The organism is Tabrizicola sp., from assembly GCF_016792905.1.
In the GTDB taxonomy this organism is placed as follows: domain Bacteria; phylum Pseudomonadota; class Alphaproteobacteria; order Rhodobacterales; family Rhodobacteraceae; genus Tabrizicola.
The window spans coordinates 1-24,482 of sequence record NZ_JAEULP010000070.1 but is presented as its reverse complement, the minus strand read 5'-3'; the positions used below and the strand labels follow the sequence as shown (position 1 = coordinate 24,482).

The window sequence follows — 24,482 nt, the reverse complement described above, 5'->3', positions numbered from 1 at the left end:
GATGCTGGTTTCCGAAGATCTGGTCGGGTCGCTGAACGATGCCGCGAAGGCCGCGCATCAGGACGAGTTCGGGGCTTTGGGGCGGAAACTTGCCCGTCGCGGGGTGGATATCGAGGCCGTGGTGACACGCGCGATGGGCTGGTCGGTCGCCGTGCCGACCTGGGGTGTGGGGACCGGGGGCACGCGGTTCGCGCGGTTCCCGGGGCGGGGTGAGCCGCGGAACATCCATGACAAGCTGGCCGATTGCGGGGTGATCCAAGAGCTGACGCGCGGAACCCGGACGGTTTCGCCGCATATCCCGTGGGACAAGGTGTCCGACTACAACGCGCTGCGGCAGGAAGCGGCGCAGTATGGGCTGGGGTTCGATGCGGTGAACTCCAACACCTTCCAGGATCAGGCGGATCAGGGGTTGAGCTACCGCTACGGGTCGCTGGCGAACACCCGTTCGGATACCCGCGCGCAGGCGGTAGCGCACAACATCGAGTGCATCGAGATCGGCAAGGCCCTGGGTGCGCCTGCGTTGACGGTCTGGATCGGCGACGGGACCAACTTCGCCGGGCAGCAGAGCCTTGGCGGGATGTTCGAGAGCTACCTGTCGGCGATGGAGCAGGTCTATGCGGCGCTTCCGGCGAACATGGCGATGTTCATCGAGCACAAGATGTATGAGCCGGCCTTCTATTCGACGGTAATTTCCGACTGGGGTTCATCGCTGATGGCGGCGCAGCACCTTGGCCCGAAGGCGAAATGCCTGGTGGACCTCGGCCACCACGCGCCAAATGTAAACATCGAGCAGATCGTGGCGCGGCTGGTGCATGTGGGAAGGCTGGCTGGGTTCCACTTCAACGATTCGAAGTATGGCGACGATGATTTGGATTCGGGCTCGGTCGATCCGTTCCGGCTGTTCCTGGTCTTCAACGAACTGGTCGAGGCGGAGTTGCGGGGGGCCAAGGGGTTCAACCCCAGCTACATGATCGACCAAAGCCACAACGTGACCGATCCGATCGAAAGCCTGATGGGGTCGGCGGTGGAGATCGCGCGGGCCTATGTGCAGGCCTCGCTGGTCGACCGGAAGGCGCTGGCCGAGGCGCAGGACGCAAATGACGTGATGGCGGCGCATCGAACACTGAAGGCCGGGTTCCTGACCGATGTCTCGCCGATCCTGGCGGAAGCGCGGATCAGGGCGGGCGGGGCCTATGATCCCATCGCGGCCTATCGCAGCTCGGGCTACCGGGACCGGGTGGCGAAGGAGCGGCCGGAGGTGAAGGGGTCTTCGTCCGGCATCGTCTGACTTCGTGCCGGAGGGGAGGCCGGGCGGATGACACAGCACTCGATCATCGACGAAAGCCATGCCTTCTGGGACGAGGTGGTGCTGCCCCTGCTGGCCGCCCGCTTCCCGTTCGAGACGGTGCAGATGGCGGCGGGGGTGTTCGGCTATGGCTCCGAGGTGCTGCGGCTGGATGATGAATATTCGACGGACCACCATTTCGGGCTGCGGGTGAATGTGCTGCTGCCCGAAGCGGTGATGGCGGCGCGCGGGCCGACGATCGAGGACGCGCTGGCCGAGGGGCTACCGGCCAGTTGGCGCGGACGCGAGTTGCGCGAGGGCTATACCCGGACCAAAGGCGTGGCGCTGGGGTCGCTGGAGCAACACCTGCGGTCGACCATCGGGCTGGACCATCCACCGAACAGTTATTCGGAATGGCTGGCGATCCCCGAGGAAGACATCATACACATCGTCGCCGGAGAGGTCTGGCATGACCCCTCCGGCCGGTTCTCGGCGGTGCGGGCGGCGCTGAACGGCTACTACCCCGAAGAGGTCAGATTGCGGCGGCTGGCCCATTGGTGTCGGTACTTCAGTGGCATGGGAGTCTATGCACTGAAGCGGGCTCTGCTGCGCGACAATGAGCTGTATGCCAACACGACCTTCGCGCGGTCTTTGCGCTGGGGGGTGCAGATGGCCTTCCTGCTGGACCGGCAATACTATCCTTACGACAAATGGCTGACGGTAATGTTCCACCGCCTGCCCCGGATGGGCGCGCGGCTGGCTACGATTGTCGAGGAAGCACCGAAGCTGTCGACAGGCTGGGAGCGGAAGCTGGAACTGCTGCACCAGATGTCTGACGTGCTGGATGCGGCGATGGTGGAAGACGGGCTGATCGCGCCGCATCCGCGCTACAAGGTCTCGGAAACCTCGGGATATCGCCTGCTGGAATCGGCCTATGCCGAGCTGATCCGCAAATGCCCGGCCGAGATCCGGGGCATCGTCCCGCAATGGGAGCAGGTGCATTGGGAAGGCTTCCACTCCGAATTCGTCGCCGGAGTGGGCCTGGAGGACTGGCGGCGGATGCTGCTTCTGGAGGAATACGAATGAACGGTTATGAACGGGTGATGGCGACGATCAACCACCAGCCGGTGGACCGCACGCCGATCGACTGCTGGCTCTACCAGAAGCAGTTCCTCGAACGGCTGGAGGCCGACTATGGCCCGCGCGAGAAGTTCATCGAGGAGTTCGGCATCGACGTCTTCGTCGGCCTGATGCCCTTTCCCAACCAGCATGGCCGCCGCTTCGACATTCATGAACTGGCGGGCGTGCCGCTGGAGGACCCGCGCGATCCGAAATGGCTGAACTTCACCGACTGGAACTATGATTTCGGCGGCACCAACATCGCCACTGCGATCCGCGACCACAAGGGCAAGCGCTGCGTGCTGGCGCATTGCTGGGGGATGGTGGAAGGGACGTCGAGTTTCCTCGGGATCGAGAACTGCTGGATGAACCTGGGCGGCAACCCCGACCTGATGGCTGCCTTCTTCGACCGCTATGCCGATTGGCTGTGTGTGCAGGTCGACCAGATGATCGAGGCCGGGGTGGACATGATGACGCTTTCTGACGACTGGGGATCGAACGGGACGATGCTGTTTTCGCCGAAATCCTGGCGGAAACTGATCAAGCCGTATGCGATGCGGGTGGTCCAGCATGCCCGCAGCCGCGGGATGCCGGTCAACCTGCATTCCGACGGCTATATCCTTCAGGTGGTGGACGACATCATCGAGATGGGCTTCACCTCCTGGCACCCGGTGCAGGAAAGCGCCGGGATGGACCCGAGGGAGGTCAAGGCGAAATGGGGCGACAAGATCGTCATTTACGGCTCGCTGGACGTGGTGGACGGGCTGTTGAAATATGACGGCGACGAGCTGGACGAATACATCACCGAGCGCTTCGGCATCTATGCGCCGGGCGGCGGGTTCATCTTCAACGGCGGGCATTTTATCCAGCCGGACATCCCGCCGTCGAGGCTGATCCGGGCCTATCGGCTGGTGAACAAGCTGGCAGCGCAGTACGGGACGCTGAATTGAGCGATGGGCTCACGGTGCCGGATGGGGCCGTCTGGATCGGCTCGGCGCATCCGTTCGACCTGCACGAAGCCTACCTGAACTTTCGGTCGGATATTCGGTTGTCGGCGCTTCCGAGACAGGCGATCTTCCGGTTGAGCGCTGACAGTCGCTATCGGCTTTGGATCAACGGCGTGTTCATCGGGCGAGGGTCGGAGCGCTCGTGGCCGTCGTCGATGGCCGTAGATGAACGGCTGGTCACAGACCTTCTGCAACCCGGCCTGAACCGGCTGGCGGTGCAGGTCTATTCCCCCGGCTATTCCCATTTCGCCTATGTCCATCGGGGGGCTTGCGGGATGATCGGCTGGCTGGAGCTGGATGGCGAGGTGGTACTGACCACGGGCTCCAGCTGGTCGGTGCGGCGCGACCTGTCGTGGTCCTCGCGGGTGGATCGGGTTTCGATCTATGGCACCGGGGTCGAGGACCGGGACCTGCGTCTGGCCATGGACTGGGTCCAAGCCGACGCCTCCGCCTGGGACAAGGCGCGGGTGGTGCAGGGCGCCGAGGGGCCGATCTGGCACCGCCCGCGGCCAAGGGCGACGGCGCTGCCGGTGGAGGAGTTGCGGGTGCTGGACGCCCCATGGCAGGTGCGGACCGGACCGGCGGTGGCTGCTTCCGATGACCCCCATGCCGACTTGCGAAAAGTCTTTTCAGTTTCTGTGACCGGCCCGACCCCGGCGCTTTTGCCGCGCGGAACTTCGGCGATCTGGGTCTTCGATCTGGGCGAAAGTCGGGCCTGTCTGGCTGGCGCCGAAGTGACGGCGGCTGGGGGTGAGCGCCTGCTCGTCTCCCATGCCGAGAAGCTGCGGCACGGTGAATTGTTGCTCTCCGATCCTGAAACCTACTGCCGGATGCGACCGACCGACCGTTTCATCCTGCGGTCCGGACGACAGCTGGTCGAGGGCTTCACTCCGCGCGGCGCGCGCTATCTGGTCTTCGCGCTGGACGGCGGCGGCGTGTCCCCGGCGCCCCGCTTCCATGTCCGCCTTCCGGTGACGCCGGTGGAAGCCCGGCCCCTGCCGAAGCTGGAGGGCGTACTGGCGGGTGTGGCCGAGATGTGCCGCCGCACGACGCTGAACTGCCTGCAGGACGGTTTCGTTGACGGGGTCTGGCGGGAAAGCAGTCTCTGGCTCGGCGATGCGGTTGCACAGGACTGGGCGTTGCGGGCCATCTCGGACGATCCGCGGCCGCTGCTATTTGCCATCGACATGGCGGCGGAGGGGGTGGATGCGGAGGGGCTGCTACCGTCGGTCCTGCCGGGCGAGGTTCCGGCCTATGCTGTAACCGACTACAATTTCAGTTGGGTTGAATTGCTGGCGGGCTGCGCGACGCATCCCGGCGTGGCCGAGCCGGAGGCGGTCTGGCAGCGGCATTGGGGTGTGCTAATGCGGATGCTGGAACGGATGGCCATGGCGAGGGGGCCGGATGGTCTGCTGCGCAATCCGCCGGGGCGAAGACTGTTCCTCGACTGGTCGCCGATGAGCCGCGCCGAGCCGAACCTGACGTTGAACCTGCGCTACCTGCATGCCTTGCGGCTCGCGGCGGGGATGGCAGATCGGGTTGGGCGGACAGCGGATTGGAGTGAGACGGCGGAAGGTTTGGCGCGGGCCTTGCAAGGGCATCGCGCGGCTGACGGCTGGCGCGAAAGCCCCGGCGGGGAGGCGGCCAGCCAGCTGGCGCTGGCGCTGCTGATCCTGACCGGGATCGTCGAGGGGGCGGAAGCGGAGGCTCTCGCCGACCGGATCGTCGCCCGGTCATTGAACCCCGAGGACGGGCCACTGGTGGGCCAGCCTGCGCTCGCTGGCCCGTTCATGCACCACTATCTTTTCCTTGCGCTGCAAAGCCTTGGCCGCCGCGCCGACATTCACGCCATCATCGCCGCTCGCTGGGGTCGCTGGGTGCGCGAAGGCCGGCCGACCACGCCGGAGAACTGGTCGATCGATTTCCCCGACGGCTCGGCCTGCCACGGGTTTTCGGCGCATCCCTTGGGGTGGCTCTAGAAGTCCAGGTGTTCGACCGACAGCGCGTTCTGCTGGATGAACTCCCGCCGCGGTTCCACCACGTCGCCCATCAGCTTGGAGAAGATGTCGTCGGCTTCGGCCAGGTCGTCGACCTTGACCTGCAACAGTGTCCGCGCCTCCGGGTCCAGTGTGGTTTCCCAGAGCTGGTCGGGGTTCATCTCGCCCAGACCCTTGTAGCGTTGCAGGGTCAGGCCCTTTTCGCCCTCGGCCAGGATCGATTTCAACAGGTCGATCGGCCCGTGGATCGCCTGCTCCCGGTCCTTGCGGACCAGACGGGCGGGGTCGCGGTAGATGTCGCGGTATTGCCCGGCGATCTGGGACAGCCGCCGAGCCTCGCCCGACCGCAGGACCGCGCCGTCAAGTGTGCGCAGCTCTTCGACGCCTCGCAGGATACGCGACAGGCGGATGCCGTGATCCTGGGTGATGCGGCCGTGCCAGCCGCGCTCGAACTCGGGCGCGATCAGGTTCAGGCGCTTGGCCACCGTGTCGGCAACCAGTTGCAGATCATCGTCCGCCCGGCCCGGATCGAAAGCCCCGGCAAGCGCGGCCTGCTCCAGGATGGCGCGCGGGTAATGCGTCGGGAAGGCGTCCAGCACCCGGCGGAACTGGCGGGCGCCTTCGATCACGCGGGCAAGGTCGTTGCCCGCGATTTCGGTGCCGTCGGTCAGCCGCAGGACGGCGCCCTCGGTGCCCATCTCGACCAGATAGTCGTCCAGCGCGGCCTGGTCCTTCAGGTAGACCTCGGACTTGCCGCGCGCGACTTTGTAGAGGGGTGGCTGGGCAATGTAGAGATAGCCGCCCTCGATCAGGTCCGGCATCTGCCGGAAGAAGAAGGTCAGCAGAAGCGTGCGGATATGGGCGCCGTCGACGTCGGCGTCGGTCATGATGACGACCTTGTGGTAGCGCAGCTTGCCGATGTCGAACTCGTCACGGCCGATGCCGGTACCAAGCGCGGTGATCAGCGTCCCGATCTCCTGGCTGGAGAGCATCCGGTCAAACCGCGCCCGTTCCACGTTCAGGATCTTGCCGCGGAGGGGCAGGACGGCCTGATTGGCGCGGCTGCGGCCCTGCTTGGCCGAGCCGCCTGCCGAGTCACCCTCGACCAGGAACAGCTCCGACTTCGCGGGATCGCGTTCCTGGCAATCGGCCAGCTTGCCGGGCAGCGAGGCCACGTCCAGCGCAGTCTTGCGCCGGGTCAGTTCGCGGGCCTTGCGGGCGGCTTCACGGGCCAGGGCGGCCTCGATGATCTTGCCGACGATGATCTTCGCCGGGCCGGGGTTCTCCTCGAACCACTCCGACAGCTTCTCGTTCACCAGGTTCTCCACCGCCGGGCGGACCTCGGAAGAGACCAGCTTGTCCTTGGTCTGGCTGGAGAATTTCGGGTCCGGCACCTTGACCGACAACACGCAGGTTAGCCCCTCGCGCGCATCGTCGCCGGTGAAATCCACCTTCTCGCGCTTGGCGATACCCGAGGACTGGGCGTAGCCGGTGATCGTCCGGGTCAGCGCGCCCCGGAATCCGGCCAGGTGGGTGCCGCCGTCACGCTGCGGAATGTTGTTTGTGAACGGCAATACGGTTTCATGGTAGCTGTCGTTCCACCACATCGCGACCTCGACCCCGATGCCATTCTTCTCGCCCACCATGTAGATGGGTTCCGGCATCACGGACGTCTTCGACCGGTCGATGTACTTCACGAATTCCCGCACGCCGCCTTCGTAGAACAGCTCGATCCGCTGCGGTTCGGCGTGGCGCTCATCCTCCAGGATGATCCGCACGCCGGAGTTCAGGAACGCGAGCTCCCGCAGCCGCGTTTCCAGCGTCTTGAAGCTGTAGTCGAGGTTCGAGAAGGTGCCGTCCGGGCGGTTGATCTTGGCCGAAGCCAGGAAGCGCACCTCGGTTCCCCGCTTGCCGGGCGCCGGGCCGACCTCGTGCACATGCACCACGCAATCGCCATCCTCGAACCGGGCGCGGTATTCGGTGTCGTTGCGCCAGACGGTCAGTTCCAGCCATTCGCTGAGCGCATTGACCACCGACACGCCGACGCCGTGCAGACCACCCGAGACCTTGTAGGCGTTGCCGCCCTCATCCGTGTTGTTGAACTTTCCGCCCGCGTGCAGCTGGGTCATGATGACCTCGGCCGCGGACACACCCTCCTCGGGGTGCATGTCGACCGGGATGCCGCGGCCGTTGTCGAAGACGGAAACGCTGTCATCGGCGTGGATTTTCACGATCACCGCCGTCGCATGCCCGGCCAGCGCTTCGTCGATACCGTTGTCGACGACCTCGTACACCATGTGGTGCAGGCCCGAGCCGTCGTCGGTGTCGCCGATGTACATTCCCGGGCGCTTGCGGACAGCCTCCAATCCCTTGAGAACCTTGATGGAATCGGCACCGTATTCGGCGGGCTTCTTGGCGGCTTCAGCCATGCGTGGGGAACCTTGATCGTTGCGCGCGATTTATAGCGTTTCGGGGCATGAATGTCACCCCTTGGCCACCAGATTTGGTGTCAGAGGAAGGGGATCACAAGCCCTACGCAGATCAGCAGGACACCCGAGCCGACGTTTAGCCGATGCACGCTTTCCGGGCTGGACAAAAGCTGCCGCGCGCGGTCGAGGAAGAGGGCGAGGCCCAGGTTTCCGGCCATCGGGATCGCCGCCGAAATGGCGATGATCGCGGCGATGTCGGGGGCGGTCAGGCGTTCCAGCGTGAAGAAGCCGGGCAGCGCGCCCATGTAGAACAGGATCGCCTTCGGGTTGCCGATCACAGCGGCGACGCCGACCGAAAACCCGGCCCACATGCCGGGGCGGGTCAGGCGGCTGTCGGCGCTCAGCGCAGCGGCGGGCTTGCGGATCAGCATGACACCCATGACCAGGAAGATCGCGGCGGCGACCCAGCGCAGGATGGACAGGAAGTCGCCGTAGGTGCTTTCGATCCAGCTCAACCCCAGGATAGCGGTCAGCGGCCAGACAAGGTCGCCAATGGCGACGCCGATGGCGAGGGGCCAGGCAGCGGAGAAGCCACCGGACAGGGCGCGGGCAATCAGCGCGACCCAGACCGGGCCCGGCACCGCCCAGAGCCCGGCCATGCCCAGAGCGTAGAGGAGGAGTTCATGAAACGAAACGGTCATTCGGTTATTCCATCGTGATCTGTGAGCCGGTCTCAGTGTCGCGCACGGCAACGGTCTGCCCCCGGTCGCCCAATGCCGCAAAAAGCCCGGTCTCCGTGCCGGTCATCAGGGCTTGCGCGCCAAGCGCGCAGATTTCGTCGTACAACGCGGAGCGGCGGGCTTCGTCCAGGTGCGCGGAGACCTCGTCCAGCAGGAGGATCGGCGCGCGGCCAAGATCCTGTGCCAGGGCGCGTGCGTTCGCGAGGATCAGGCTGATCAGCAGCGCCTTCTGTTCTCCGGTTGAACATTGGTCCGCGGGGGCATCCTTGGCGGTATATCGGGCCTTGAGGTCGGCGCGGTGCGGACCGACGAGCGTACGTCCGGCGGCGATGTCGCGGCGGCGGCCCTCTGCGAGCGCAAGGGCGAGGTCTTGCGGTTCCTCGCTGCCATCCGGCCCGGTCAGCGTCAGATCGGCGGAGGGGAAGGCGCTGGCCGGATCGGCAGCGGCGGCGATGCGGGCAATGGCGACGCGGCGGTGCGCGGTGATATGCTCCCCAGCCTCGGCCATCTGCGATTCAAGGGCAGCATACCAGTGCGCGTCCGTCACCTGATCCTTGATCAGCCGGTTGCGATCGCGCATCGCCTTGTCGTATGTGAGCGTTTGTTCGGCATGTTCGGGAAAGAAGGAAAGCGTCAGCCGGTCCAGAAAGCGGCGGCGGCCCTCTGCCGCTTCGATCCAGAGCCGGTCCATTGCCGGAACCAGCCAGAGGACGCGCAGCACCCGGCCAAGGCTTGCCTGCGGAACGGCCTTGCCGTCGATGCGGACCTGCCTCGCCTCGCCGGGTTCGGCCCAGGTTTCCAGCTCATGCGCTGCGGAAAGGCCCCGGACCGAGGCACTGATCTTCCAGCCGAGCACTTCCGGGCGGCGGGCAAGGTCCTCTGCACCGGCACGACGCAGGCCGCGTCCGGGGGAGAGAAGGGACACGGCTTCCAGCACATTGGTCTTGCCGGCGCCATTCGGCCCGGTGATGGCGACGGGGCGGCCGTCGAAGCTTAGCCGCGTCGCCCGGTGGCTGCGGAAATGCGACAGGGCGAGGGTTTCGATCGCCAGACCGCCCACCGGAGTTCCTTTCAGTGCAAAGGCTTGCGGGATCAGACCCGCATCGGCATGACGACGTAGACCGCCGAAGTGTCATTGCCTTCGCGCATCAGGGTGGGGTCGGCGGCAGAGTTGAACAGGAAGACGGCATTCTCGCGGTCAACCTGGCTGGCGATTTCCAGGAGGTATTTCGCGTTGAAGCCGATCTCCAGCCGCTCGTCGCCATAGGCAACCGCCAGTTCTTCCTCTGCGGCGCCGCTGTCAGGCGAGTTGACCGACAGCACCAGCCGGTCCTCCTCCAGCGACAGTTTCACCGCGCGGGAGCGTTCCGATGACACCGTCGCCACGCGATCCACCGCCTTGGCAAACTCCGAAGCGTCCACCTCCAGCTTGCGCGTGTTCCCGGTCGGGATGACGCGGGTGTAATCCGGGAAGGTGCCGTCGATGACCTTGGATGTCAGGGTGATGGCGGGTGTGGCAAAGCGAACCTTCGTTTCGGAAACCGAGACGGCGATGTTGGCATCGTCATCGTCGAGGAGCTTGCGCAGTTCGCCCACCGTCTTGCGGGGCACGATCACACCGGGCATCCCCTCCGCCCCGTCCGGCAGGGCTGCGTCGATGCGGGCCAGGCGGTGCCCGTCCGTCGCCACGCAGCGCAGGACCTTCCCGCCCTCGCCCTGGGCCACATGCATGTAGACGCCGTTCAGGTAATAGCGCGTCTCCTCGGTGGAAATCGCAAACTTGGCCTTGTCGAACAGCCGCCGCAGATCAGGCGCCTTGGCCGAGAAGTTGGAGGAATACTCGCTGGTGGCCATCACCGGGAAGTCTTCCTTCGGCAGCGTCGCCAGGCTGAAGGTCGACCGGCCGGCCATGATCGTCAACCGGCCCGAAGCGGCATCCTCGGTCAGGTTCACCAGCGCGCCGTCGGGCAGTTTGCGGACGATCTCGTGCAGCATCACGGCGGAAACCGTGGTCGCCCCGGCGCGTTCCACCATGGCGGGGGCGCGGTCCACCACCTCGATGTCCAGATCGGTGGCGCGGAAGGACACCTGGTTGCCCTCGGCCTCGATCAGCACGTTGGCCAGGATCGGGATCGTGTTGCGCCGTTCGACCACCGACTGCGCCTGGGCAAGCGCCTTGAGCAAAGTGGCGCGTTCGATGCTGAGCTTCATCTTGTCCCCCTGCCGACCCGTCAGGGACAGCGAATTTGTCCGGTTTCCACCGGGTCACAACCGTTGTGTGGACTGTGCGTAGGATTGTCGGGGCCGTCAAGGGCGGCCCCGGCCTTACCCCTGCAGAAGACGGCGCAGAAGTTGCAGATCGTCGGAAAGCTGGCTGTCGGTGGTCATCAGCTCTTCGATCTTGCGCACGCCATGCATGATTGTCGTGTGATCCCTGCCCCCGAAACGACGCCCGATCTCCGGCAGGCTGCGCGGGGTCAGCTGTTTCGACAGATACATCGCCACCTGCCGTGGCCGGGCGATGGTGCGCAGGCGCTTCGGGCCGATCAGGTCGGAGAGGCGGACGTTGTAGTGTTCCGCCACCTTGCGCTGAATTTCCTCGATCGACAGCTTGCGGTCCGAGGAGCGCAGGATGTCGGCCAGGCAGTCCTGGGCGAGGTCCAGCGTGATCTCGCGCCCGACCAGCGAGGCGAAGGCGAAGAGCCGGGTCAGCGCGCCTTCCAGGACGCGGACGTTGGTGGTGATCCGGTGCGCGAGGAACTCCAGCACGCCATCGGCCAGGGCCAGCCCGCGATACTGGTTGCGATAGAAGTCGACCTTCTGTTGCAGGATGCCGAGCCGCAGCTCGTAGTCGGTCGGATGCAGGTCGACGACCAGCCCGCATTGCAGGCGCGACTTGATCCGCTCCTCCAGATCCTTGATCTCGCCCGGGGCGCGGTCGGCGGAGATGACGATCTGCTTGTTCGCATCGACCAGGGCGTTGAAGGTATGGAAGAATTCCTCCTGCGTCGAATCCTTGCCGGCGATGAACTGGACGTCGTCGACCATCAGCACGTCGACCGAACGGAACAGCTCCTTGAAGTCCATCACCTGCCGGTCGCGCAGGGCCTGCACGAAGCGATACATGAACTGCTCGGCGGACAGGTACAGCACCCGCAACTCGGGATGGCGGGCCTGAAGCTCATGCGCGATGGCGTGCATCAGGTGGGTTTTCCCGAGGCCGACGCCGCCGTACAGGAACAGCGGGTTGAACGTGACCGGCCCGCCTTCGGCCACCCGGCGGGCAGCGGCATGGGCCAATTCGTTCGGCTTGCCGACGACGAAGCTGTCGAAGGTGAAGCGGGCATCCAGCGGTGCACCGGGAAGCTCTTCCTCGGCTGCGCGGGCCCTTGTGGCCTTGGGCGCAGGTTTGGCCGCCCCTGTGGCGGCGGCACGGGTCACCACCGGGGCGGTCCCGACGGTGAACTCAACGCGGTCGACCGAAGCCCCGGCGCTGGTCAGCTGGCTGCGGATATGGTCGGCATAATTGCGCTGCACCCAGTCGCCGAAGAAGATCGTCGGCACCTCGAAACGTGCAACGCCGTTCTTCAGCTGCGACAGCTTCAGCGGCTCGATCCATGTGGCGTAATTGTGCTTGCCGACCCGCTTGATCAGCTCTTCCCGAACCTGCCCCCAGGTTTCATTCGTCATTCTTTGACCTGTCAAAATATGAACCGGAGAAACCCGGCCCTGCCCTGTTCCGTCGTTGGACGAGCCACCCCGGCCAAGCCGCCCGAAGGCCGCCTGCGGGCCACCGGAACAACGGCTTGTCAGCGGGACGGAACAACGCACAGCAGAACTGCCGGACAATCAGCAGCCCTCCCGAACGTGATGGGACGGCTTGGATGCCGCCTCCAACTCTTTGATCGCAAATGGAAAACTCAGATCTTCCGGCGCGGCAGGCGCCCAATCCGTGCAGCAGCTTTCCCTTTGCGACCCGTTCTTGTCCCCCAAGACGAAGTGAATCGCAGGCTCACGCTAACAACCCCCGCGCGGGCTCTGCAACCGAACAACGCGCTTGACATGGATTCCCCAAAACCGAATCCGGTCCCTCTGGCAAATCGGCAACGCAGGGTCAAAATGACGCAGCCGAAGGGCGGAAAAATGCCGAAGGGCGCAACCCATGCGGGTGCGCCCTTCTGTTCCGGATTCGGTCCGCGTGAGGCCGATCAGGCCTTGACGACGGCCTTCACGCGCGAGGCGAGGCGCGACATCTTGCGCGCAACGGTGTTCTTGTGCAGCACGCCCTTGGTGACGCCACGCGCCAGTTCCGGCTGGGCGGCCTTCAGCGCAGCCTGGGCGGCTTCGCCGTTGCCCGAGGCGATGGCTTCTTCGACCTTGCGCAGGAATGTGCGGATGCGCGAGCGGCGGGCCTTGTTGACGGCATAGCGGGCGTCGGCCTGACGGGCGCGCTTCTTGGACTGGGCGGTATTTGCCATGGGTGGCTTCCTTGCGGTCTATCGGTTTCAATTCTGTCGCACGAAAGACCAGAAGGCCCCATCCCGAAGGAAGGGTCTGATTCTTGCCTAAGCGGGCCCACGCGCATGTGGCGCTGGCCTATAGGGCAAGTCGTGGGGAAAGGAAAGCCCTTGCTTGTCGATGGCGTCGTCAGGCCTCGCGTGCGACCTTCGACAAGGACGTGCGTCGAACGAGGAGGGTGTCAGCGGTCGCGGAACTGCGGCTGGCGCTTTTCCAGAAAGGCGGCCATGCCCTCCTTCTGGTCCTCGCTCGCGAAGAGGGCGTGGAACATGCGGCGTTCGAACAGAAGCCCCTCGGCAAGGCTGGTTTCCTGCGCCCGGTTCACGCATTCCTTGACGACCATCGCCGTGAACGCCGATTTCTCGACGATCTTCTGGGCGGCCTTCATCACTTCTTCCATCAGCCGGGTCACGGGGACCACACGGCTGACCAGACCGCTGCGTTCCGCCTCGGCGGCGTCCATGAAGCGGCCCGTCAGATGCATGTCCATCGATTTCGACTTGCCGACCGCCCGGGTCAGCCGCTGGGTGCCGCCCATCCCGGCGACGATGCCGAGGTTGATCTCGGGCTGGCCGAACTTCGCGGTGTCTGCAGCAATGATGAAATCGGCCAGCATCGCCAGTTCGCAGCCACCGCCCAGGCAGTAGCCGCTGACTGCCGCGATCATCGGCTTGCGGGCACTGGCGATGATCCGGGCCTCCGGGCCGAAAAGATCATCGAAATAGACGTCGATGAAGCTTTTCTCGGCCATTTCCTTCACGTCGGCCCCGGCGGCGAAGGCCTTTTCCGATCCCGTGATGACGATGCAACGCACCCTGTCATTCGCTTCCGCCACCGTCACCGCCGCAGCAAGTTCCCGCATCAGCGTGGAGTTCAGGGCGTTCATCGCCTCGGGGCGGTTCAGCCGGATGACCGAGACATAGTCCTCGATCTCGACGATCAGCGTTTCATAGGCCATGGCGGCCTCCTTCGTGGCAGACAGGAGGGGACTCCTACCACCAATGCGCGGCTTGGCAAGTCACCTCTGGCAGGCCGGGCACCAGAACGAGGAGCGGCCAGATTGCACCGTCCGGGTGATGGTGCCCGCGCAACCCGGTGTCTCGCAGGGGCCGCCTTCGCGGTCGTAGACCTGGAAATGCTTGGAAAAATACCCCAGCTCGCCATTGGCCTGCCGGAAATCACGCAAGGACGAGCCACCTGCCTCAATCGCCTCGGCCAGCACCTCGCGGATGATCGGGACAAGGGCGTGGACCTGGGGTTCCGCAAGGTCGCCTGCCAACCTGAGCGGGCTGATGCGCGCGCGATACAGCGTTTCGGCGACGTAGATGTTGCCAAGGCCCGCGACGATCCGCTGGTCCAAAAGGGCGGCCTTGACCGGAGTCTTGCGGCCCTTCAGCCGGGCGGCAAGGTAGGGCTCGTTGAAATCGTTGCCGAAGGGCTCCGGCCCCAGACCGGCCAGCAACATATGCTCGGAGGCGCGGTCCGTCGGCATAAGGTCCATCGCGCCGAAGCGGCGGGCGTCGTTGAAGGTGATCCGCGCGCCGCTGTCCATGTGAAGGACCACATGGTCGTGCTTCTGTGGCGCTGGGTGGTCATGGTGGAACTGCCCCAGCGTGACGCCGGACACCAGCATCCGCCCCGACATCCCCAGATGCACCAGCAGCGTTTCGCCCGAGTCGAGGTCGGCCAGCAGGTATTTCGACCGCCGCCGCAGCGCTGCCACGCGCTTGTCGCTCAGCCGTTCCGCCATCCGTTCCGGCAAAGGCCAGCGCAGATCGGGCCGGTTGACATCGGCCCGGGCGATGACGGCCCCTTCCAGGACCGGCAGAAGGCCGCGGCGCACGGTCTCGACCTCGGGCAGTTCAGGCACCGGCGGCCCGGTTTTTCTGGATCTGCTGTTGCGCGAACATCTTGAAGTCCTCGATTCCCCTGCAGTGTTTCAGCACCTTGGCCTTGCCGCCCGAATTGAACTGCAAGACCAGATCATAGGCCCCGGTATCGCCGATCCAGTCCAGATCCTTCCAGCGATACTCCCGCCGGCTGAACATCATGCGTGTCGTGATCAGCTTGTCGCGGTTGTAGCGCGCTTCGGTGCCAAAGATATAGAGCAGGCCATTCGCGACCACCGCCAGAAGCACAAGCTGGGGGATGAGCGTCGGTCCGGGAAGCTCGGCCATCGCTTCGTGGAAACCTGCAGGCGCGACTTCGGGCCAAAGCGCAAACGCCGTTGCGGCGACGGACAGCCCCGCAACCATCCCTTTCACGCCGACCGAGGGGCGGAGGATATGGTCGTCCAGCGTCATGGGGGCTGCGCCATCCGTGCCGATACGGGAAATGGCGGCATAGCGCGCGGGCAACTTCGCCATGAAAGGACTGTGGATCGGGACGACAGTTCCTGCGGCCCTGGCGGCCGCAATCCGTCGGCTGCGCCGCCGCAGTCGCCACCACAGGATCAGTGCAAACGGGCCGAAGGTAATCATCGGGACCACGGCGAGCGGCCAGGCCCCCAGAACCGAACCGAGCATTTCTGTCGCACTCATCACACAGCCTTTTTTGCCGACACAGGTTTTCCTTGTGCACGCTTCGGTATAACTCCGATGTGGCATCACTTTGGCGGCGGACGATGACGCAGGATACGGACAAGACCACCCATTTCGGCTTTCAGGACGTGCCCGAGGCTGAAAAGGCCGGGATGGTGCATGGCGTCTTCAGTCGCGTGGCCTCGAAATACGACGTGATGAACGACGTCATGTCGGTCGGCATCCACCGGCTCTGGAAGGATGCGATGATGGACTGGCTGGCCCCCCGGTCCGGCCAGCGCCTGCTGGATGTGGCCGGCGGGACCGGGGATGTGGCCTTCCGGTTCCTCAAACGCGCGCCGGGTGCCAGCGCGGTTGTCTGCGATCTGACCGAGCCGATGCTGATCGAGGGTCGCAAGCGGGCCGAGGCCGAGCGGATGGCGCACAGCCTTGACTGGGTGGTCGGCGACGCGATGGCGCTGCCCTTCCCAGACAATGCCTTCGACACCTACACGATCTCTTTCGGCATCCGGAACGTGACCCGCATCCCCGACGCCCTGCGCGAGGCCTACCGCGTCCTGAAACCCGGTGGGCGGTTGATGGTGCTGGAGTTCAGCCAGATCCCGAACGACCTGCTACAAAAGGCCTACGACATCTATTCCTTCAACGTCATCCCGGTGATGGGCCAGATCATCGCCGGCGACCGGGCAAGCTACCGGTACCTCGTCGAATCGATCCGCAAGTTCCCCGATCAGGAGACCTTTGCGGCATTGATCCGCGCGGCGGGCTTCGGCCAGGTGAAATTCCGCAACCTCTCCCTCGGCATCGCCGCCCTGCATTCCGGCTGGAAGCTGTGAAGGGTCCGCACAACGTCATCCGCCTGATCCGCACCGGCGCCACGCTGGAGCGCACGGGTGCCATGGACGTGGTGCTGGAGGCGTTCCGCGCGCCCCCGCGCCTGCGCTTCGCCGCGCGGATGCTGGGCTGGCCGTTCAAGTGGCTTGGACTGAAGGGCGATCCCGCGCTGCCCCCTGCCACCCGTGCGCTGACCGCGCTTGGCCCCGCCTACATCAAGTTCGGCCAGGTGCTGTCGACCCGCCCGGATATCGTGGGTGAGGAATTGGCCGATCAGCTGAAATACCTTCAGGACAAGCTGCCCCCTTTCCCGACCGAGATTGCGAAACAGATGATCGAGGCGGAACTGGAGCTTCCGGTCTCTGCCCTGTTCTCGGAGTTTTCCGAACCCGTCGCCGCGGCCTCCATCGCCCAGGTCCACCGCGCCCGGCTGGTGGATACGGATGAGGATGTCGCGGTGAAGGTCCTGCGCCCGCAGATCGAGCGCGCCTTCCGCAAGGACATCGACGCCTTCTACCTTGCCGCCCGCTGGATCGAACGCATCGCCCCCTTCTCGCGCCGCCTGCGCCCGGTCGACGTGATCGCCCATTTCGAGGGCGTGGTGATGGGCGAGCTGGACCTGCGGCTGGAAAGCTCTGCCGCCGCCGAATTTGCCGCGAACACGGAAAAGGACGAACATTTCCAGGTGCCAAGACCATACTGGTTCCTGTCATCGCGCAACGTGATGACGCTGGGCTGGGCGGAAGGCATCGGCCTGAACGACATCGCGTTGATCGACGCCGCCGGGCATGACCGCCGCGTGCTGGCCGCGCGCGTGTTGCAGCTGTTCCTGAACCACGCGCTGCGCGACGGCTTCTTCCATGCCGACATGCACCAAGGGAACCTGAAGGTCGCGGCCAACGGCGACATCATCGCCTATGACTTCGGGATCATGGGCCGGATCGACGAATACACCCGCCGGGTCTATGCCGAGATCCTGATGGGCTTCATCCGCAAGGATTACCGCCGCGTCGCCGAGGTGCATTTCGAGGCGGGCTACGTCCCCGCCGACCGTGACATCGACGACTTCGCCCGCGCGCTCCGCGCGGTTGGCGAGCCGATCTTCGGCATGGAGGCCAGCCGGATCAGCATGGCGCGGCTCCTCGCCTATCTCTTCGAAGTCACGGAACGGTTCGGGATGGAGACGCGGACCGAACTGATCCTTCTGCAACGCACCATGGTTGTCGTCGAAGGCGTCGCCCGCTCGCTCGACCCGCACATCAACATCTGGCAGGTCGCGAGCCCCGTCGTCGAACGCTACATCCGCGAGAACGTGGGGCCGAAGGCTGTTCTGCGCGACCTGGTCAAGACCGCCCGCGTTCTGGCCCGGTTCGGCCCGAAGCTTCCCGCGCTGGTCGAGGCGCAACTGATCCGCGCCGGGAACCCTGCAACCCTGCCGCCACGACCGCAGCGCTCGCTCGCGCCGCTCTTCTGGGGCCTCATGGCGCTTGCGGCTTTCGGGGCAGGGATACTGGTCGACCGGCTGGTGTGACCGCTGGAGCAGGGGCCAAATTCCTTAGAAGGAGTTTGCCAAAAGTCTTCGAAGACTTTTGTCCCTCACCCCTGAGGTTCGCGCAAGGCGGTGACGTCACTCGCCAGCACCTCCGCCCCGCCTTCCAGCACAAGCACGGTGCCCCCTGTGCCCCCGCGCGCTTCGATCACGCGCGCATAGTGCTCGACCGGAAGCGAGGAAATGACTGTCTCACCGTTCAGGCTTTCCAGCTCGATGGAGTAGGTGCCAGCGGGCAGGGGACTGCCGTCGATGCCCGCCCCGAGCCATTGGTAGGGTTGGGCGCTGACCGGAATCTCCTCGCGCGAGACGAGGTTGCCCTGCGCGTCCTTCACCACCAGCACGGCCCGGTTCGCACCCACCGCAGGATTCGGCGACAGGGTGACGGGAGAGCCATCATAGCTCACCGGAGCGGCCGAGCGTGCCTCCTTGCCGATCCAGCTGGCCATTTCCGCCATGCCAAGCTGCTGGAACTTGCCCTGCATGTCGGCCAGAAGCTGATTGGTCTTCACCTGCTGCTCGACGCCCGAGAAGGTGGCGAGCTGCACCGCGTAATCCGCCGAATCGATCGGATTCAGCGGATCCTGGTTCTGCATCTGCACGGTCAGCATCCGCAGGAAGGTGTTGAAATCCGAGCTGATCGCCGTCGCGCCGGCCGATGCCGATGCTGTTGCGGTGGTCGCAGTTGCGGATGTGGCTGAAGTGACGTCCATTCCGGCCTCACAATCTCAGGTCAAGGGATGCCCCGGCCATCAGGCTTGGGGTGGTTGCGATCGGGTTGGTGCTGTCCGGCGCTGCGGACCGGCCAAGGCCGGAACTGGAGGCATGCTGCGGACGGTCTGATTTCGAGGCGCCGCCGCCCTCCTGCCCAAAGCCGATGTCGACCCCGGCATAGCCCGCCGTCCGCAAGGCTTCGGTCAGGTCGCCTGCGTGGCGGCGGAAAAGGTCCAGCGTCTCGGGCCGCTCGAAGGTGATCATCACCACCATCCGGTCCGGGTTCGCCGCATCGGGCTTCAGCTTCAGGCGGACATCGCCCAACTCCTCGGGCGAAAGCGCAAGCTCGGTCGTCCCTTCGGGGCTGCGGGACAGTCCGGCGGCGATCTGCGACGCGACCTGCGGCATGGGCAAGCTGACGGGCTGCGGAGCCCCAGTGAACCTCTGCCCCGGCGTGACCAGCAGGCCGGGGGAAAAGGCCGCCAGGACAGGGTCGGAGTCGGTGTCCGGCTCCTGCCCAAGGGAGGAAGCCGTCACCGGATCGGCCGACACTGGCATCGCCTCGGGCGCTTGTGCGGCGGTGATGGGCAGCGCGGGGCTTGCCGGTGCAGCTTGGCCGGTCGGCTGCCGACCGGGATCGAGGACAAGTCCCGCGTCAGATTGCAGGACGGGCGTATCGACGAGCCGATTCCCCGGCGCTTCTGGGGGAAAAGCCATCGGGGCAAACTCCGGAAGGTCCGTTGCCTTGGCGCCTTGTCCTGCAATCGAAGCAGGATGAAACCCTGTGAGGAACCGTTCCCAGAAGCCGGGCTGTTGCGGTTGAGCATCCTCCGGGCGCGCGAGAACCGGAATCGGCTCCCTTTCGCTTTCGCCGGGGACCTGCTTCAATCGCTGGCCCACCGAAATGGCAGCAGACATCCGCGTTGGGTCATTGGCAGCATCGGGGATGGCGCCAGTCGGGAGAGGGGGTGACACTGACCCAGAGCCCGGCATCCCCGGCACGGGCCCTTGCGGAGCGACGATCGGTGCGGCTTCCGGTATCCCGGGGCGAGAGACCGTTTCCCCTCTGTCCGGAAGGATCGGCAAGTCCGCATCGAGACCGGTTTCGGGGGAAGATGTCACGGATTTGACTGGAAGGGGCGCCAAGCTTGGCGACGCCACCTTCCCCCAGTCCATCGCCTCGACCGGCGCATCAGGCGGGAAGCTCACCGGCATTGGGGGAGACACGGCAAAGTCCCCTTGCGCCGATGCAGACCCTGATGCAGGTGTCACGGTGCCTTTGTCCCGGGCCACCAATGCCACTTTCCCCGGCGCAGATGGCGTCCCCTTCGCGGCTGCGCCATCCGGTTCCGAACCGACCTCGGCTACCGAAGCCAGCCGAAGCCTTTCACCCCGAGCGGTAACATCCGCGCCGATCCCCTCCGACCCGACATTTCCCGCCGCAGCGAAGCCATCCTCCGGTTGCGGAGGCGGAGGGACCCATCGCGCGACGGCCGCTGTCGGCCCGCCAGCCTCCGCAATGACCGGGACCAGACTGTCGCCCGCTCCCTCGGCAGGAACGCCGGACCTGATTGCACAGGCCTCGACAGAGAGGGCCGCCTCCGCCCCCGGCACTTCCCGATCCGCTGCCGGACAAACAGCCCCGGCCACGACACCGGCGCTTGCCCAGAGCGACGCAAGGGTTTGCACCGGAAAGAGACACGCATCCTCGGACCGCTCCCCACCGCCTCTTTCAACGTCGTCGCCGAAGGCCAATGCGAAGCCGCCGTCCGGCATCGCCTCAAGCTCCTCCAGCCCCCCTGACGGGCGCGATGACACAGGACTGATGGCCAGAACGCTTTGCATGGTTCCACGACTTCTGCCGCAACTTCCCCGCTTATGCCGTGCAGAAGTTACCTATTCTTTACCCCCGTCGCGGATCGTTGCGAAAAATCCGACCGATCCCGGAGACCGCCATGGACATCCCGCCCGTCGCCGCCCAACCGCCCTCGCGCCACGACCAGCTGATGTCGAAGGCCGAGGAGCTTGAGGCCACCTTCCTCTCCGAAATGCTTGCCCATTCCGGCCTCGGAGAGATGCAGGGCAGCTTCGGCGGCGGCGAGGGCGAGGCGCAGTTTTCCTCGTTCCTGCGCCAGGAGCAGGCGCGGCTCATCGTGCAGCACGGCGGGCTGGGGCTTGCCGAACTGATCTTCAACTCGATGGTGAAGGCCGAAGATGACGCCGCTTGAAATCCTGCTCGATCAGGCCGCCGCCGCGCTTCTCGCGGGCGATCTGGCCGGCCTGTCCCGCCTCACGCCCTTGATCGAGGCAGCCAGCGTCGCGCCCTGCGACCGCATCTCTGCCGAACGGTTGCAGCGCAAGGCCTTGCGCAATGCGCACCTGCTCGACGCGGCCTCGCGTGGGGTGAAAGCCGCCCGCCTGCGCCTGTCCGAGATCGCCCGGGGCCCGACGCTCACCACCTATGACGCGCGCGGGCGGAAGGCACAGATCGCGCCCCTGGGCGCGGCCCCGGCCAGACGTGTCTGAACTTATTCAAATGCCGGGCATTTACCGATTGGCGCTTAGGAATTGGTTAGCTGGATTCACGCTTCATTGCCCTTGCGTCCCATGCCGGGGCGGCGCTTCCCGGATCCCCGGAAAGCACGGACAGAACGCCTGAACTGCCACGCTTGTGGCTTCCCGGCCGTGAAATCAGCGGCCCCGTGTGAAGGACTGAAACATGTCGTCGATCCTGACCAATACCAGCGCAATGGTTGCCCTGCAGACGATGAAGGGCATCAACGCCAACCTCGGCAAGACCCAGGCCGACATCTCTACCGGCAAGTCGGTGGCCACCGCCAAGGACAACGCCGCCGTCTGGGCGATCTCCAAGGTGATGGAATCCGACGTCGAGGGCTTCAAGGGCATCTCCGACAGCCTCTCCGTCGGCTCGGCCACGCTGACCGTCGCGCGCAACGCCTCGGAAACCGTGACGAAGCTCCTCACCGAGATGAAGGGCAAGATCGTCGCCGCCCAGGCCGAAAACGTCGACCGCAACAAGATCCAGACCGACATCGACGCGCTCACCAAGCAGATCGAATCGACCGTGGGCGCGGCGCAGTTCAACGGGCTGAACCTGGTCGATGGCTCCCAGACCACGGTGAACGTGCTCTCCTCGCTCGACCGTAGCCAGACCGGTGTCACCTCCTCGAACATCACGGTCGACGCCCAGAACCTGTCGACCAATGCCGGTGCCGCGCTGACGGCGGGCGGCGGCACGCTGTCGGCGGCCAACGTGGTCACCGGCACGCCGGTCACGCTGGATGGCTTCGCCTTCCAGGGCGGTGCCGGGGCGCTGGCCTCGAACGACTCCACCGCCGATCCCGCCGACCTGACCGAACTGGTCGCGGGCGACAAGATCACGCTCAACGTCGGTTCGGTGCAGGGCAGCTACGTGGTGCAGAAGGGCGATACGGGCGATGCGCTGGTGGCGGGCCTCAAGGCCTCGCTGACCTCGAACGGGCTGTCCGATACCGACTTTACCCTGACGCTGAACTCGGGTGAGCTGGAGGTTGCAAACAACACCAACCAGTCGGCAGCGATTTCGGTCTCGGCCACGCGCGGGACGGGCGGGCTTTCGGGCCTGAACACCGTTGACGTCGTGAACCAGCCCGCGAACGCGCTGAACGCGATCGAAGGCATGCTCCAGACCTCGATCGACGCCGCGGCCTCCTTCGGCTCGTCGCAGAAGCGCATCGACATCCAGAACGAGTTTGTCGGCAACCTGACCGACTCGCTCAAGACCGGCATCGGTGTCATGGTCGATACCGACATGGAGGAAGCCTCGGCCCGGTTGCAGGCCTTGCAGGTCCAGCAGCAGCTCGCGACCCAGGCGCTGTCCATCGCCAACCAGCAGCCGCAGGGCCTCCTGTCTCTGTTCCGCTAAGCACTTCGGGCCGTGGGGGTGATCCTCGCGGCCCGTTTCACCCCTTCGCTTTCGAACAGATGGACACCCCATGACCTTCCATTCCGCCATCAGCTACGCCCAGCGCGAGGCGCCGACCCGGTCGCTCCGCTCGGTCGAATACGATCTGCTCGCGCAGGTGACGCAAGCGTTGCGCTCCGCCTGGACCAATCGGGCGACCGATTTTCCCGCCTTGGTCCGCGCGGTGACCGACAACACGCAGCTCTGGTCCACGCTCGCCTCCGACGTGGCGTTGCCCGGCAACGGATTGCCACAGGCATTGCGGGCCCGATTGTTCTATCTTTACGAATTCACAGCGAAGCACAGCCGCGCCGTCCTGGACGACAAGGCCACCGTCGAGGTTCTGGCCGACATCAACCTGGCCGTGATGCGGGGGTTGCGCGGGGACGGGGGGACGAAATGACTGGTCTTGTCCTGAAACTCGGCCCGCATGAGCGCGTGCTGATCAACGGCGCGGTGATCGAGAACGGCGAGAAACGCTCGCGTCTTGCGATCATGACGCCCAACGCCAATATCCTCCGGCTTCGCGACGCGATCCACCCGGAGGAGGTGAACACCCCCGTTCGCCGGGTCTGCTACATCGCCCAGCTTGTTCTGACCGGCGATGCCGACGCGGAAGAGGCGCGGATGCAGCTTCTGCGCGGAATCGAGCAACTGTCCCAGGTGTTGACCGACTATGACAGCCGCACCCAGCTGACCCTTGCCAGCCGGGCGGTGATGGAGGATCAGCACTACCAGGCGCTCAAGGCATTGCGGTCCCTTTTGCCACGCGAGGAGCGGCTTTTCGCCGCCAGCCGGGCGTGAGCTTCCAGCCGGTCCTGCCGCTTTCGGGCTACACCGGCTGGGCCTTCCTCAAGCGGACCATGTCAAAGCAACAGGCGGTGCAGCAGGCGCTTCCGGTCCAACAGCGGGACGAGGCCTATTTCCGCGACAAGATCGGCAAGGCCGACACTGCCGAGAAGCTGGTGAATGACAAGCGGCTTCTGCGCATCGCCCTCACCGCCTTCGGGCTGGAGGGCGATGTCAACAACACCGCCTTCGTCCGGAAGATCCTGGAAGGGGGCACGCTGAAGGAAGGCAGCCTGGCCAACAAGCTGGCCGACAAGCAGTACCAGAAATTCGCCGTCGCCTTCGGCTATGGCGATTTCTCGGTGCCGCGCACGAAGATCTCCACCTTCGCGGACGAAATCCTGACCCAGTATCGCGCCCGATCGTTCGAGACGGCGGTCGGCGAGCAGAACAATACCTATCGCCTGGCAATGAACGCCGAGCGCGAGGTCGGGGCACTGGCCGCAAAGACCAGCAGCGATGCGGCGAAATGGTACACGATCCTCGGCAGCGAACCCCTGCGTGAGGTCTTCCAGACCGCGCTCGGCCTGCCCGACAGCTTTTCCTCGATCGACATCGACCAGCAGGTTTCCGTGCTGAAGGCGAAGACCAAGGCCGCCTTCGGCTCGTCCGACGTCAGCCAGTTCAGGGATTCCGCAAAGATGGAGGCGCTGACACGCCGCTTCCTGGTGCGGGCCGAGATCAAGGAACTGGGGTCCGGAAACTCTCCCGCCGCGACGGCGCTGGCGCTGCTGCGGGGCTAGAGCCGCGGGGCTTCTGCGGGCGGAATGGGCCACCACCCTCGGTTAACGCTTCATAGCCTCTAGAAAGGAACGCAACACCTGAGGTTTGGAGGGGGGTTGCGATGGAGAGGCGGGGGCGGCATCTGGACGCATGCGAGCGTGCGGTGATTTTTGCGGAGCATCGCCGGGGCACGAGCCAGCGGGAGATCGCGCGG

23 protein-coding genes are annotated in these 24,482 nt (G+C 65.3%); 12 read left to right on the top strand and 11 right to left on the bottom strand.

Annotated elements, in window-relative coordinates:
- The first annotated feature begins 1 nt into the window (after nt 1).
- From rhaI to JNL31_RS15110, 4 genes are read left to right on the top strand one after another with little or no spacing between them, the layout of a single operon-like run.
- Nucleotides 2-1,288 carry an L-rhamnose catabolism isomerase gene (rhaI, locus tag JNL31_RS15125; RefSeq protein WP_366928950.1) on the top strand — a complete coding sequence of 429 codons (1,287 nt, stop codon included), beginning with the start codon at nt 2-4 and terminating at the stop codon, nt 1,286-1,288.
- A gap of 27 nt (nt 1,289-1,315) precedes the next feature.
- On the top strand, nt 1,316-2,371 hold the full coding sequence (locus JNL31_RS15120) for a DUF4037 domain-containing protein (RefSeq protein ID WP_294974899.1): 1,056 nt from the start codon (nt 1,316-1,318) through the stop codon (nt 2,369-2,371).
- The gene (locus tag JNL31_RS15115; RefSeq protein WP_294974897.1) at nt 2,368-3,354 is read left to right on the top strand and encodes a uroporphyrinogen decarboxylase family protein; all 987 of its coding nucleotides are present in this window, start codon (nt 2,368-2,370) and stop codon (nt 3,352-3,354) included. Before JNL31_RS15120 ends, JNL31_RS15115 begins: the two co-directional genes overlap by 4 nt.
- Entirely contained in the window at nt 3,351-5,390 is a 2,040-nt protein-coding gene (locus JNL31_RS15110) for a hypothetical protein (RefSeq protein WP_294974894.1), read from the top strand. The genes JNL31_RS15115 and JNL31_RS15110 overlap by 4 nt, the downstream gene beginning before the upstream one ends.
- Here JNL31_RS15110 and gyrB read toward each other — a convergent pair.
- From gyrB to JNL31_RS15065, 9 genes are all read right to left on the bottom strand, one after another.
- The gene (gene gyrB, locus JNL31_RS15105) at nt 5,387-7,837 is read right to left on the bottom strand and encodes a DNA topoisomerase (ATP-hydrolyzing) subunit B (RefSeq protein WP_294974891.1); all 2,451 of its coding nucleotides are present in this window, start codon (nt 7,835-7,837) and stop codon (nt 5,387-5,389) included. The two genes, JNL31_RS15110 and gyrB, sit on opposite strands and share 4 nt — an antisense overlap.
- Nucleotides 7,838-7,917: 80 nt before the next feature.
- Nucleotides 7,918-8,538 (bottom strand): LysE family translocator, encoded by a 621-nt coding sequence (locus JNL31_RS15100; protein ID WP_294974888.1) that lies wholly within the window; start codon nt 8,536-8,538, stop codon nt 7,918-7,920.
- Between the two features lie 4 nt (nt 8,539-8,542).
- A complete protein-coding gene (recF, locus tag JNL31_RS15095; protein WP_294974885.1) occupies nt 8,543-9,637 on the bottom strand; it encodes a DNA replication/repair protein RecF in 1,095 nt (364 codons plus the stop codon).
- Nucleotides 9,638-9,669: 32 nt separating this feature from the next.
- Nucleotides 9,670-10,788, bottom strand: a complete 1,119-nt coding sequence (gene dnaN, locus JNL31_RS15090) for a DNA polymerase III subunit beta (RefSeq protein WP_294974882.1) — start codon at nt 10,786-10,788, stop codon at nt 9,670-9,672.
- A gap of 114 nt (nt 10,789-10,902) precedes the next feature.
- Nucleotides 10,903-12,267 carry a chromosomal replication initiator protein DnaA gene (dnaA, locus tag JNL31_RS15085; protein WP_294974880.1) on the bottom strand — a complete coding sequence of 455 codons (1,365 nt, stop codon included), beginning with the start codon at nt 12,265-12,267 and terminating at the stop codon, nt 10,903-10,905.
- A 518-nt stretch (nt 12,268-12,785) separates the two neighbouring features.
- Nucleotides 12,786-13,055 (bottom strand): 30S ribosomal protein S20, encoded by a 270-nt coding sequence (gene rpsT / locus JNL31_RS15080; RefSeq protein ID WP_294974878.1) that lies wholly within the window; start codon nt 13,053-13,055, stop codon nt 12,786-12,788.
- A 221-nt stretch (nt 13,056-13,276) separates the two neighbouring features.
- Nucleotides 13,277-14,053, bottom strand: coding sequence for an enoyl-CoA hydratase (locus tag JNL31_RS15075; protein WP_294974875.1), 777 nt, complete (start codon nt 14,051-14,053; stop codon nt 13,277-13,279).
- A gap of 60 nt (nt 14,054-14,113) precedes the next feature.
- Nucleotides 14,114-14,965 (bottom strand): bifunctional DNA-formamidopyrimidine glycosylase/DNA-(apurinic or apyrimidinic site) lyase, encoded by an 852-nt coding sequence (mutM, locus tag JNL31_RS15070; protein WP_294974873.1) that lies wholly within the window; start codon nt 14,963-14,965, stop codon nt 14,114-14,116.
- Nucleotides 14,958-15,635: a hypothetical protein gene (locus tag JNL31_RS15065; RefSeq protein ID WP_294974870.1), complete on the bottom strand. Its 678-nt coding sequence runs from the start codon at nt 15,633-15,635 to the stop codon at nt 14,958-14,960. Before JNL31_RS15065 ends, mutM begins: the two co-directional genes overlap by 8 nt.
- An 83-nt stretch (nt 15,636-15,718) precedes the next feature.
- Between JNL31_RS15065 and ubiE the strand changes: the two genes are divergently transcribed.
- Complete coding sequence (gene ubiE, locus JNL31_RS15060) at nt 15,719-16,471, top strand: bifunctional demethylmenaquinone methyltransferase/2-methoxy-6-polyprenyl-1,4-benzoquinol methylase UbiE (protein WP_294974867.1); 753 nt, start codon at nt 15,719-15,721, stop codon at nt 16,469-16,471.
- Nucleotides 16,468-18,000, top strand: a complete 1,533-nt coding sequence (gene ubiB / locus JNL31_RS15055; RefSeq protein ID WP_294974865.1) for a 2-polyprenylphenol 6-hydroxylase — start codon at nt 16,468-16,470, stop codon at nt 17,998-18,000. The genes ubiE and ubiB overlap by 4 nt, the downstream gene beginning before the upstream one ends.
- Before the next feature lie 65 nt (nt 18,001-18,065).
- Here ubiB and JNL31_RS15050 read toward each other — a convergent pair whose 3' ends face one another.
- Both JNL31_RS15050 and JNL31_RS15045 read right to left on the bottom strand, forming a co-directional pair.
- Entirely contained in the window at nt 18,066-18,731 is a 666-nt protein-coding gene (locus JNL31_RS15050) for a flagellar hook capping FlgD N-terminal domain-containing protein (protein ID WP_294974862.1), read from the bottom strand.
- Between the two features lie 7 nt (nt 18,732-18,738).
- Complete coding sequence (locus JNL31_RS15045) at nt 18,739-19,449, bottom strand: flagellar hook-length control protein FliK (protein WP_294974859.1); 711 nt, start codon at nt 19,447-19,449, stop codon at nt 18,739-18,741.
- Between the two features lie 1,238 nt (nt 19,450-20,687).
- On the opposite strand from JNL31_RS15045, the gene JNL31_RS15040 reads away from it, so the two are divergent.
- The 6 genes from JNL31_RS15040 (at nt 20,688) to JNL31_RS15015 (ending at nt 24,288) form a co-directional block, all read left to right on the top strand.
- Nucleotides 20,688-20,960, top strand: coding sequence for a rod-binding protein (locus tag JNL31_RS15040; protein ID WP_294974856.1), 273 nt, complete (start codon nt 20,688-20,690; stop codon nt 20,958-20,960).
- Nucleotides 20,947-21,258 (top strand): hypothetical protein, encoded by a 312-nt coding sequence (locus tag JNL31_RS15035; protein WP_294974853.1) that lies wholly within the window; start codon nt 20,947-20,949, stop codon nt 21,256-21,258. The genes JNL31_RS15040 and JNL31_RS15035 overlap by 14 nt, the downstream gene beginning before the upstream one ends.
- 193 nt (nt 21,259-21,451) lie before the next feature.
- Nucleotides 21,452-22,657, top strand: coding sequence for a flagellin (locus JNL31_RS15030; protein WP_294974850.1), 1,206 nt, complete (start codon nt 21,452-21,454; stop codon nt 22,655-22,657).
- 70 nt (nt 22,658-22,727) lie between these two features.
- Nucleotides 22,728-23,099: a flagellar biosynthesis regulator FlaF gene (gene flaF, locus JNL31_RS15025; RefSeq protein ID WP_294974847.1), complete on the top strand. Its 372-nt coding sequence runs from the start codon at nt 22,728-22,730 to the stop codon at nt 23,097-23,099.
- Complete coding sequence (gene flbT / locus JNL31_RS15020; RefSeq protein ID WP_294974844.1) at nt 23,096-23,500, top strand: flagellar biosynthesis repressor FlbT; 405 nt, start codon at nt 23,096-23,098, stop codon at nt 23,498-23,500. The genes flaF and flbT overlap by 4 nt, the downstream gene beginning before the upstream one ends.
- A complete protein-coding gene (locus tag JNL31_RS15015) occupies nt 23,497-24,288 on the top strand; it encodes a DUF1217 domain-containing protein (RefSeq protein ID WP_294974841.1) in 792 nt (263 codons plus the stop codon). The genes flbT and JNL31_RS15015 overlap by 4 nt, the downstream gene beginning before the upstream one ends.
- The last annotated feature ends 194 nt before the right edge of the window (nt 24,289-24,482 follow it).

Excerpts from the sequence above, each read along its gene's own strand:
- rhaI (WP_366928950.1), top strand. The coding sequence starts at position 2 with ATGCTGGTTTCCGAAGATCTGGTCGGGTCGCTGAACGATGCCGCGAAG.
- JNL31_RS15120 (WP_294974899.1), top strand. The coding sequence starts at position 1,316 with ATGACACAGCACTCGATCATCGACGAAAGCCATGCCTTCTGGGACGAG.
- JNL31_RS15115 (WP_294974897.1), top strand. The coding sequence starts at position 2,368 with ATGAACGGTTATGAACGGGTGATGGCGACGATCAACCACCAGCCGGTG.
- gyrB (WP_294974891.1), bottom strand. The coding sequence starts at position 7,837 with ATGGCTGAAGCCGCCAAGAAGCCCGCCGAATACGGTGCCGATTCCATC.
- JNL31_RS15100 (WP_294974888.1), bottom strand. The coding sequence starts at position 8,538 with ATGACCGTTTCGTTTCATGAACTCCTCCTCTACGCTCTGGGCATGGCC.
- dnaN (WP_294974882.1), bottom strand. The coding sequence starts at position 10,788 with ATGAAGCTCAGCATCGAACGCGCCACTTTGCTCAAGGCGCTTGCCCAG.
- dnaA (WP_294974880.1), bottom strand. The coding sequence starts at position 12,267 with ATGACGAATGAAACCTGGGGGCAGGTTCGGGAAGAGCTGATCAAGCGG.
- rpsT (WP_294974878.1), bottom strand. The coding sequence starts at position 13,055 with ATGGCAAATACCGCCCAGTCCAAGAAGCGCGCCCGTCAGGCCGACGCC.
- JNL31_RS15075 (WP_294974875.1), bottom strand. The coding sequence starts at position 14,053 with ATGGCCTATGAAACGCTGATCGTCGAGATCGAGGACTATGTCTCGGTC.
- JNL31_RS15065 (WP_294974870.1), bottom strand. The coding sequence starts at position 15,635 with ATGAGTGCGACAGAAATGCTCGGTTCGGTTCTGGGGGCCTGGCCGCTC.
- ubiE (WP_294974867.1), top strand. The coding sequence starts at position 15,719 with ATGACGCAGGATACGGACAAGACCACCCATTTCGGCTTTCAGGACGTG.
- JNL31_RS15050 (WP_294974862.1), bottom strand. The coding sequence starts at position 18,731 with ATGGACGTCACTTCAGCCACATCCGCAACTGCGACCACCGCAACAGCA.
- JNL31_RS15045 (WP_294974859.1), bottom strand. The coding sequence starts at position 19,449 with ATGGCTTTTCCCCCAGAAGCGCCGGGGAATCGGCTCGTCGATACGCCC.
- JNL31_RS15040 (WP_294974856.1), top strand. The coding sequence starts at position 20,688 with ATGGACATCCCGCCCGTCGCCGCCCAACCGCCCTCGCGCCACGACCAG.
- JNL31_RS15035 (WP_294974853.1), top strand. The coding sequence starts at position 20,947 with ATGACGCCGCTTGAAATCCTGCTCGATCAGGCCGCCGCCGCGCTTCTC.
- JNL31_RS15030 (WP_294974850.1), top strand. The coding sequence starts at position 21,452 with ATGTCGTCGATCCTGACCAATACCAGCGCAATGGTTGCCCTGCAGACG.
- flaF (WP_294974847.1), top strand. The coding sequence starts at position 22,728 with ATGACCTTCCATTCCGCCATCAGCTACGCCCAGCGCGAGGCGCCGACC.
- flbT (WP_294974844.1), top strand. The coding sequence starts at position 23,096 with ATGACTGGTCTTGTCCTGAAACTCGGCCCGCATGAGCGCGTGCTGATC.